The following is an 8,975-nucleotide window of genomic DNA, read 5'->3' as shown; positions in this document are numbered from 1 at the left end:
ATGATGGCAACGTTTGTTCCCGGCAGGAAGGATATTTTCGGAAGGGGGTCCGATCAATAGCTTTTATTCGTCCAGAGGGCCTTTTGATGAATTTTGTTCGATTTGCGTGAATATTATTGTCTGATTTTTGAAATAAGCCTTATTATTTGTCTTTTTTATTAAAAACATTTATATACTATGGTGTGCCAGGAGCACATACGGTGGAGTATGGATAGATGGACGTATGCGTGCCTGGCGATGGGGCTGCTCCTCCTTGCGGTCCCGGCCGGCGCCCTGATACCTGATCATATCGAGGTCTGGACGGATACCGCGTGGATGACGGCGGGGGGCGGGGATACGGCGACCGTCACGGCGCAGATCAAAAACAGCACCTCCGGCAACACCTCGTTCGAGGGGGTTGGCGTTGATTTTGTAGTGAATAACACCCTCGGGAGCATATCTCCCGCGCATGCGGAGACCGGTTCTGATGGAAGAGCGACGGCGGTCTTTAAGCCCGGGACCGTCGCCGGGGATGCGAGGATCACGGCGAGGATGGCGCTGAACGAGTCCCAGAATGACAACGCTACCCTGCACATCGATCACGCGGCGTCGCCCTATCAGATCAACAACACGTGGTCTTCCCCGAAGGTGACCGCCGGAGGGGAGACGAAGATCATCGTCCGGATGGAGGATCAATATGGGAATGTGGTGGACAGCAAGCGGGAGATAGATCTGAACATCCCTTTCAACAAAATTGATAACGCGACCTTCATGGTGGGCTCGCCCGGGGGCGATGCAAAGTTTGACAACGGGGAGGATAAGATCACGGTGCCGGTGGATGAGAACGGGAACGCCACCGCAACGCTCCGGGTCGGCAAGGTGGCCGGGGAGAACATTGTCTATATCCGACCGCCGAAGCCGGCCGTGGGCCAATATGTCACCATCCACGGTATGGCGGATGGTGTGCCGACGAGTATCACCTGCACGCCAAACCCTCGCTCCGGCTCGGTTCCGGCCAACGGAAAGGATACGATAACATTGATGTACGAGTTGACCGACGCGTACGGGAACCCCGCGGTGGGCCAGGGCCTCTGGGTGAATTCGTCGGGGGCACAGGATGAGAACCGCCTCATCAACTCGAGTTACCTGGGGCAGGTGTGGATCACCTACGGGCCCGAGGAGGAGGTCGGGACCGTGACCCTCAACGCAACGGTCAAGGCGAACCCGAGCGTGACAAACACTACGAAGGTGGAGTTCACCAGCACCGATCCCGTGCAGATGCTCCTCTCGGCAAGCCCGCAGACGATGGCGAGCCGGGATGTCAAACCCGATATCGTCTCGGAACTCCGGGCTAAAGTGATGGATGTCAGGGGGAACCCGGTCGCGGGGGAGAGGGTGACGTTTGAAATCGTCTCAAACCGTTCCGCACCCTATAACCAGACTGTGGATCAGGTACTGGAGGCGGAGTTCGCCATCACCAATTCCGATGGGTCTGCTATCGTCAAGTTCCGCCCGGGCGCGTTCACGAACGTTCGGGAGGCGCCGGGCTGGGACGCCGCCGCGAATGGCACGGCGACCGTCCGGGCGACGTGGGAGAATGTCACCCGGGACATTGACCTGACCTGGATGAACTACCCCTACCTCTCCGTCGAGACAGAGGTCTCCCGCGCGACGGTTTCTGTGAACAGTACGGATGGGGTCTCCAATACAACCGACGTCACGATCCGGCTGAAAGGCGACGGGTGGGCGCTCCAGCCCGACCCGATCGATGTGGTGCTGGTGATGGATACGTCGGGGAGTATGTCGAGAAATGATGTGAACCCGACGAGGATGGCTGCGGCACAGGCTGCGGCAAAAAACTTTGTCGATAACATGAGTTTAGCGATAGAGGCCAGGGATCGTGTTGCGCTGGTCTCATTTGCCTTCAATGCTGAGCTGAAGCAGGGGTTGACCCGCGATTCCGATGAGATTAAGGGGGCAATTGACCGTCTCTCCCCTGACGGTGCGACGAATATGAGACTGGCGTACTACACCGCGATAAAATATCTTAAGGAGAACGGGAGGCCTGAAGCGGTCAAAGCAGTCATCCTCATGGGCGACGGTGATTGGAACTACCATGGTTCACCGCTGGCGAAAGGCGTGGGTTATGCAGACAACAATCAATACCTCACCAGTGATTATTACGATTCCTACAGCGCACCCCTGTCTGGATACCGCTGGAGCGGAAACGACTACAATTTCTCAAGTGAGAAGTATGAATGGTATTCTAGCCTCCCGGATCCGAAGGGGGATGCGAATGTCTGGCGGCAGTTGGGTCAAGAAAAATGGTATGATACCGTGAAGAAGGAGTGGATCAACAAATATAGTCCCTCTAGTTTGACCTGCGATAACGGCCAGTTCACTAACCAGAACATGTCGGTGTATGCCAACAGCGGTGATGATACCGATAAGGTGAGAGTCTACAGCATCGGGTTCGCTTCGAAGTTGGATTCCAGCGTCGAGGAGGATCTTGGGGTACTCTCAAAAGCAACCGGTGGAAAATACGTCTGGGCTGGCAACGAGGGGGAGCTCAGAAAAGTCTACGCTGATATTGCCGGCGAACTCAAGACCGAGGCCGGTGTCGGCACCACGATGACCGTCTTCGAGAACGTCGAGGTGAAGGGGAAGCCCCCCATACCTGCACCCGATGTGTTTGAGTACGTCCCCAAGCCCGGGATATCCACCCATATCCTTAACAAGACCGAAACCGATGTCCTCTACAATGATACCATCAACCAGATCAACGACTGGGAGCGGGACAAACAACTCCACTTTGACATCGGCACCATCCGCCTCAACCAGAACTGGACGACGACCTTCCGTATTGCAGTGAAGCCGTCCTACGAGGCGGACGGCGACGACAACAACATCAACATCTTCGGTCCCGGTGCGACGCTCTCGTTCAACAACGGCATCGACACGCTGCCCCTCCCTGCCACGTTCATCACGGTCTACCCCGACCTGACCCACACCGGGATCATATCCGCATCTCTCGGCGTCAACTTTATCGGGCCGGACTCCGGTTCTGGGCCGTACACCGACGTCGTCCCGTTAACGTGGAATACCACCTACAACGGCACGCAGGACGTCGGTATATCCCTTGCTTGGTCCCGGTATGAAGACGGACGACAACCATCCACCTTCTTCACCAGGACCCTGCCCGCCGGAACATTTGCGGATGTGGAGAGGGTAACGAACTCGACCCTGATGGATGCCAGAGGTCTCGCGCCGGGGAGATACTGGATGACGGTGACCGCCTCGGCACGTGATGCGAAAACAAACGAGTCTACGACCGACGTGTGGGTCCACACCGGGGACACGCCGTCCGCCTTCATCAAGATAGGGTAACTCCCCTCCTTTTTCGGCGCCGGGCGCCCCCCCACGGCCCGGGCCGGGCGCCTCTCCTCGTGTTAACTGTTTCTGCAACTGGCGCCCCGTGAACCCGGGGAACGGTTCTTTCTCATGGGGGAAACGAACCCCTCTGCGTGCCCGGGGCCGCAGTGATGCCCGTTCATAAAAAAGCATTATAATCGAATATTATTTTAAAATTAGGAATTATAACCTTCAGAATTCGATTTAATGCTGTAAATATCTTCTAATTAATAAGCTATATTTATATAGGGTTCCATGTAAATGTCCCCTTGCGAAGACATATGCGGAGATGGATATACGCGTACATCGTCATCACCGGGCTGCTCCTCCTTGCGGTCCCGGCCGGCGCCTTGATACCTGATACGGTAAAGATAAGCACAGATGCCGAATGGTTGACGGCGGGGGGCAGCGACACCGCGACCATCACGGTCCAGGTCGCAAACAGCACCACCGGGAGCACCCGGTTTGGGGGGACCACGGTTGAGTTCGCGGTAGACGACACCTTCGGGAGCATCACGCCCGCCGTCACCACGACCGATGGTGCCGGCATGGCGACGGCGATTTTCACCCCTGTGGCCACCGCCGGGGCCGCCCCGATAACGGTGACCGTCTCGTACGACGACGAAGAGGCCGTGTCGGTGCAGACAAAGACATTCCTGCAGCAGATCGACCACGCGGCCCCGCACCGGATCGAAAACATCTGGTACGAGCCGGAGGTGACCGCCGGGGGGACGACGGAGATCGTCGTCCGCATGGTCGACCGCTACGGAAACCCGGTGGACAACCGGAACACGGCCGAGACCGTGGGCTTCGCGGTGGGCTCGCCCTCCGGGAGCGCGGCGCTCGGCAGTGCCGCTGTCGGCGTGGACGCGGCCGGGAACGCCACCGTAATGCTCCGGGTCGACACGTTGCCGGGCGAGAACATCGTCCTGGTGAGCCCGCCCGAACCGTTGCTCGACCGTTACCTGACGATACGCGGCACGGCAAACGGGGAGCCCTGTGCGATCGAGGTCGACGTCCTGCCCGGGGGAGATCCGCCCGCCGCGGTTGCCGACGGGGAGGAGAGGATCCTGATCACCTACACGCTCCTTGACAGGTTCGGAAACCCGTCCGCAGGACGGGTGCTCGCGATCACCACAAACGCGAGCGGTGATGGGGAGACACGGGTGACGACGAACGCCTGCGGCCGGGCGCAGATCAGTTACGGCCCCCGGGAGACGCCCGGCGGCGTCACCATCACGGCGACCGCCGTCGACAACACCTCCGTCACCCGCTCGCAAGACCTCGCGTTCATCAGCGGCGACCCGGAAAACCTCCTCCTCTCCACCTGCCCCGAGACGATGCCGAGCCGTGACGTGCCCGGTTCCCTCCCGGCGGTCATACGGGCGAAAGTCGTCGACCGGAACGGCAACCCGGTCGCGGGCGAGGTCGTCGAGTTCTCGATACGGAATATCGCCGTGGACGATCACTTCAACCAGATCGCGCCCCCGTCGCTCTCCGGAGAGTGTGCGACCACCAATGCGCACGGCATCGCGTCCGTCGAGTTCACCCCGGGTGCGTTCACGACCGAGTACCAGGCTCCCGGCTACAGCCCGGCCGCGACCGGCACCTGCGACGTCGTCGCAACATGGAACGGCATCGAGCGCCCCGTCAACCTCACCTGGATGAACTACCCCTACCTCTCCGTCGAGACGAACGTCACCCCGGAGACGGTCACGGTGAGCGATACGGTCGACGTCACCATCCGCCTCCGGGGCGACGGCTGGGCGATGAAACCGAATCCGATCGACGTGATCCTCTGCGTCGACCGCGCCGAAACGATGGTCAGTGGGTACCCGGACCACATGGTCACGGTCATGGAAGCTGCCCCCATCTTCATCGACCACATGATCCCCGGGTGGGACAGGATCGGCCTGCTCTCGTTTGGGTACAACGGGACTGCGTCCGTCAACCCGAAGGACAGCAATAAGGAACTTACGATATCAAAGATTCAGGATATCGGGATCGACAATCACATGGACGATGTCGATGCAACCCTCGTCTACTACCCCGGCACCGGCGACCACCGGAACCACTACGCGGGACACGCCACCCTGGACGTCCCGCTGCCGAAGGATAGTTCGCCCGCGACAAATAACTTCGGCGACGTGCGTACCGGCATCAGCACCCTCATCCCGGGTGGCGGGAATCCGGTGCGCAAGGCGCTGTATGAGGGAATCACCGAGTTGAAGGGGAACGGCAGGTCGAAAGCGCTCAAAGCGCTGGTCTTCCTCATCGACGGGGACTACGACTGGTACGGCGATCCTCTTGCCCGGGCGGCGACAAACAAGAGCGATAAGGATCCCGAACAATTCGGGCAGCGGACCAACAACTGGTATCCCTTCGGCCTTTCCGGCGGAGAAGAGAATATGGCAGTATACGCCAGAAACAACGATGTCCGGATCTACACCATCACCTTCTCGTCCGCCGTCTCGGACAACTGCAATGAGACCATGCAGACCCTCGCCACAGAATCGGGAGGGAAGCACTATGTCGCACAGACGCCGTCCGACCTTGCCGACGTCTACAGGCAGATCGCCGGCGACCTCAAGACCGAGGCAGGCGTCAATACGGCCGTAGACATCGCCTTCGAGAGTGTGGAGGTGAACAGCGCTCCCGCCCCCGGTGAGCAGATCTTCGACTACGTCCCCGAGCCCGGGGTTTCCACCCACATTCTTAACAAGACCGGGACCGACGTCCTCTATGATGATACTATCAACCAGATCAACGACTGGAAAGGGGACAAACAACTTCACTTCCCTATCGGGACCATCCGTCTCAACCAGACCTGGGAGGCGACCTTCCGGCTCAGGGTCCTCACTGAGGGCACGATCGGCCTCTTCGGGGACGGTGCGACCATCACCTTCAACGAACGCGACCGGGTGCCGCTCCCCCGGGTCTACATCACGGCGTTTAGTGAGGAGAACACCACCATGGACACCCGGTCGCTCAACGTCTCCAACCTCGATTGCACGTCCCCGGCCACCGAGTTCCTCTCCCTCTCCTGGGACCTGAACTACACCGGGACGGCGAAGGCCGTGCAGGAGGTTTCCTGCTCGGGCGATGGTGGCTGCACGTGGATCTCGCTCGGCACCCGGGAGTCCTCGCCCGGTGTAAACCCGATGGAGGCCTGCTTCGATATCCGGCTCCTCCCCCCGGGTGAGTACACCGTCCGGGTCTATGCCACCGCGCCCGATGCCCCGGATGCCTGGGATACATGCGGGCATATCCTTGTCGGCGACCGGCAGAAAGATTACATCAGGATCCAGTGATTGCCCTGCGGCCGGTTCCCCCCGGCCTTCCTCCCTCCTGCGGCCCCCGGGGTGCGGCCCCGGCCCCGGGGACCTCCCCGGGCGCCCTCCCGCTTACCTGCACAAGCCTGTATTTAAATATCGTGGAATTTCCTCTTTGTCTCGGGCGGGTATTTTTTATTAAATTTACTTATTCTTCACTAAAAAAGATTTTGAGAGGTTATCTATCTCCTATTAGTTGATTATAATGTACGAAAAATATGGGGATCAACGATTATATGACTGTTCCGTTGCCTGAGGTGGTGGCAGTATTTCTATTTCGATAAAATTTAAATTCAAAAAATCCTTCTATCTCCGATCAGGGTTATTTCTGTGGTTTTAAAGAATCCTCGCTGGTTCGGATCCATATGATAACTATTATATATATGATGCGGGATCAGGGCTCTCTGATCTCAGTATGAATTTTCAAAAAGTAATGATCCTCATGATCCTGCTCGGCCTGATCGTTCCTGCAGTGGGTGCGGCCGGTCCCGGGCGGATCATCCTCTCGGGCGGCGCCGACTGGCTTGTCGCGAACGGGACCGATTCGGCTGAAATAGCCGTGCAGGTGCTGGATGAGGGCGGGGCGCCGCTTGCGAACCGCACCGTGGCGCTTGACGTCGACCCGATCTACGGTCGCCTGGCACCGGCGACCGTCTCCACCGGTGCGTCCGGGACCGCCGTCACCCGGTTCACCGCCGGTAAGACGAGCGGCGTCGCCGTGATAACCGCTCGTGCCGGGGCGGCGGAGATGAAGTTCGAACAGAAGATCGACCACGACCTGCCCGGCCGGATATCGTACCTCCACTATGACGGCGAAGTGACCGCGGGCGACAGCACCACCATCGTTGCACGATTTGCTGACCGGCACGGCAACCCGGTGGACGATCGAAGGGTCGCCGAGACCGTGCGCTTCAGTGTCGGTTCGGTCGGTGACGATGCCGTCTTCATCGGCGATGGGGGGGTGCCGGTGCGCGAACTGGAGAGGGTGGTCAACGCCACGGGTTTTGTCCGGGCGGACCTTGTGACCGGCCGCACCATCGGTGAGAACATTGTCCGGATGACCATCCTCCCGGGCGGCTTCGACCGCTACGCCTCCGTTCGTGGACTGCCCACCGGGCTTCCCGCCGGAATCGATATATCGGTCAGCCCGGATGCCGATCCGTTCCCCTACCAGCCCGCGAACGGGGAGAACACCTTCACCCTGACCTACAGGCTCTTTGACGCCTGGGGCAACCCGGCGGCAGGCCGCGACCTCCGGGTCGTCACGTCGCTCGCGGGTGAAGGGGCGGTCCTGACGACGAACGGCACGGGCGTCGCCTGCCTCACCTACGGTCCGAAGGACAGCACCGGCAGGATCACCATCACCGCGACGGCCGTGGACAACGCGAGCGTGACCGGATCGCGGACCGTCGAGTTCATCCATACCAATCCCGTGGAGATGCTCCTCTCGGCAAGCCCGCAGTCGATGCCGAGCCGCGATGTCAAAGATGATATCGCCTCGGAACTCCGGGCCAAAGTGATGGATATCAAGGGAAACCCGGTCGCGGGGCAGACGGTGACGTTCACCATCGATACCGATTCGATCGATCTCGGCGGATCTACCCCGACCGGGGCCCCCTATCTTGAGAAGGAGGGAGAGAACGTGGCGGAAGCCACGACAGGTGAGGACGGGTACGCCATCGTCAGGTTCGCCCCCGGGTCGTTTGTCCGGCCGAAGGCGGGAGAGCAGGCCGCTGCAAAAGGCACGGCGACCGTCCGGGCGACGTGGGGGGATGTCAGCCGGGATATTCTCCTGACCTGGATGAACTACCCTTACCTCTCCGTGGAGACGAGCGTCTCCAACCAGACGGTTGCGGTGAACGATACGACCGACGTCACCATCCGGCTGAAGGGGGATGGGTATGCGATGCAGCCGGACCCGATCGATGTGGTGCTGGTGATCGATAGGTCGGGGAGTATGGGCACCAAGGATACAGGAGAGACAAAGACAAGGATGGCGTTGGCAAAAGATGCAGCGTCTACATTTATCAAGCAGATGAACCCGGAAAATGACCGGGTGGGCCTTGTCTCGTTCTCCTCCTCTATGACGGTGGATAATGTTCTGGGTGATTCTTTCGAAGCGGTGACCGGAAAGCTGAATACTCTTAACGCGGATGGCGCAACCCAGCTGCGGCGGGGGATCTATGAGGCGATCCTCATGCAGAAGAACCAGGAGCAATCTGGAGCCGTCAAAGCCGTGGTCATCATGACCGA

General features: G+C 59.6%; 3 protein-coding genes. All 3 read left to right on the top strand.

Annotation, left to right across the window (positions count from 1 at the left end):
• The first annotated feature begins 177 nt into the window (after window positions 1–177).
• A complete protein-coding gene (locus tag QZ408_RS14520) occupies window positions 178–3,366 on the top strand; it encodes a VWA domain-containing protein (RefSeq protein WP_292492714.1) in 3,189 nt (1,062 codons plus the stop codon).
• A gap of 305 nt (window positions 3,367–3,671) precedes the next feature.
• Entirely contained in the window at window positions 3,672–6,701 is a 3,030-nt protein-coding gene (locus QZ408_RS14515; protein WP_292492712.1) for a hypothetical protein, read from the top strand.
• Between the two features lie 454 nt (window positions 6,702–7,155).
• The coding region (locus QZ408_RS14510; protein WP_292492709.1) for an Ig-like domain-containing protein at window positions 7,156–8,975 on the top strand (1,820 nt) is incomplete at its 3' end.

The organism is Methanoculleus sp. 10, assembly GCF_913757945.1.
In the GTDB taxonomy this organism is placed as follows: Archaea; Halobacteriota; Methanomicrobia; order Methanomicrobiales; family Methanoculleaceae; genus Methanoculleus.
This window is presented reverse-complemented; position numbering and strand designations above follow the sequence as displayed.

Bases quoted from the DNA above. Each gene is read 5' to 3' on its own strand.
- QZ408_RS14515 (WP_292492712.1), top strand. From the start codon at position 3,672: ATGCGGAGATGGATATACGCGTACATCGTCATCACCGGGCTGCTCCTC.
- QZ408_RS14520 (WP_292492714.1), top strand. From the start codon at position 178: ATGGTGTGCCAGGAGCACATACGGTGGAGTATGGATAGATGGACGTAT.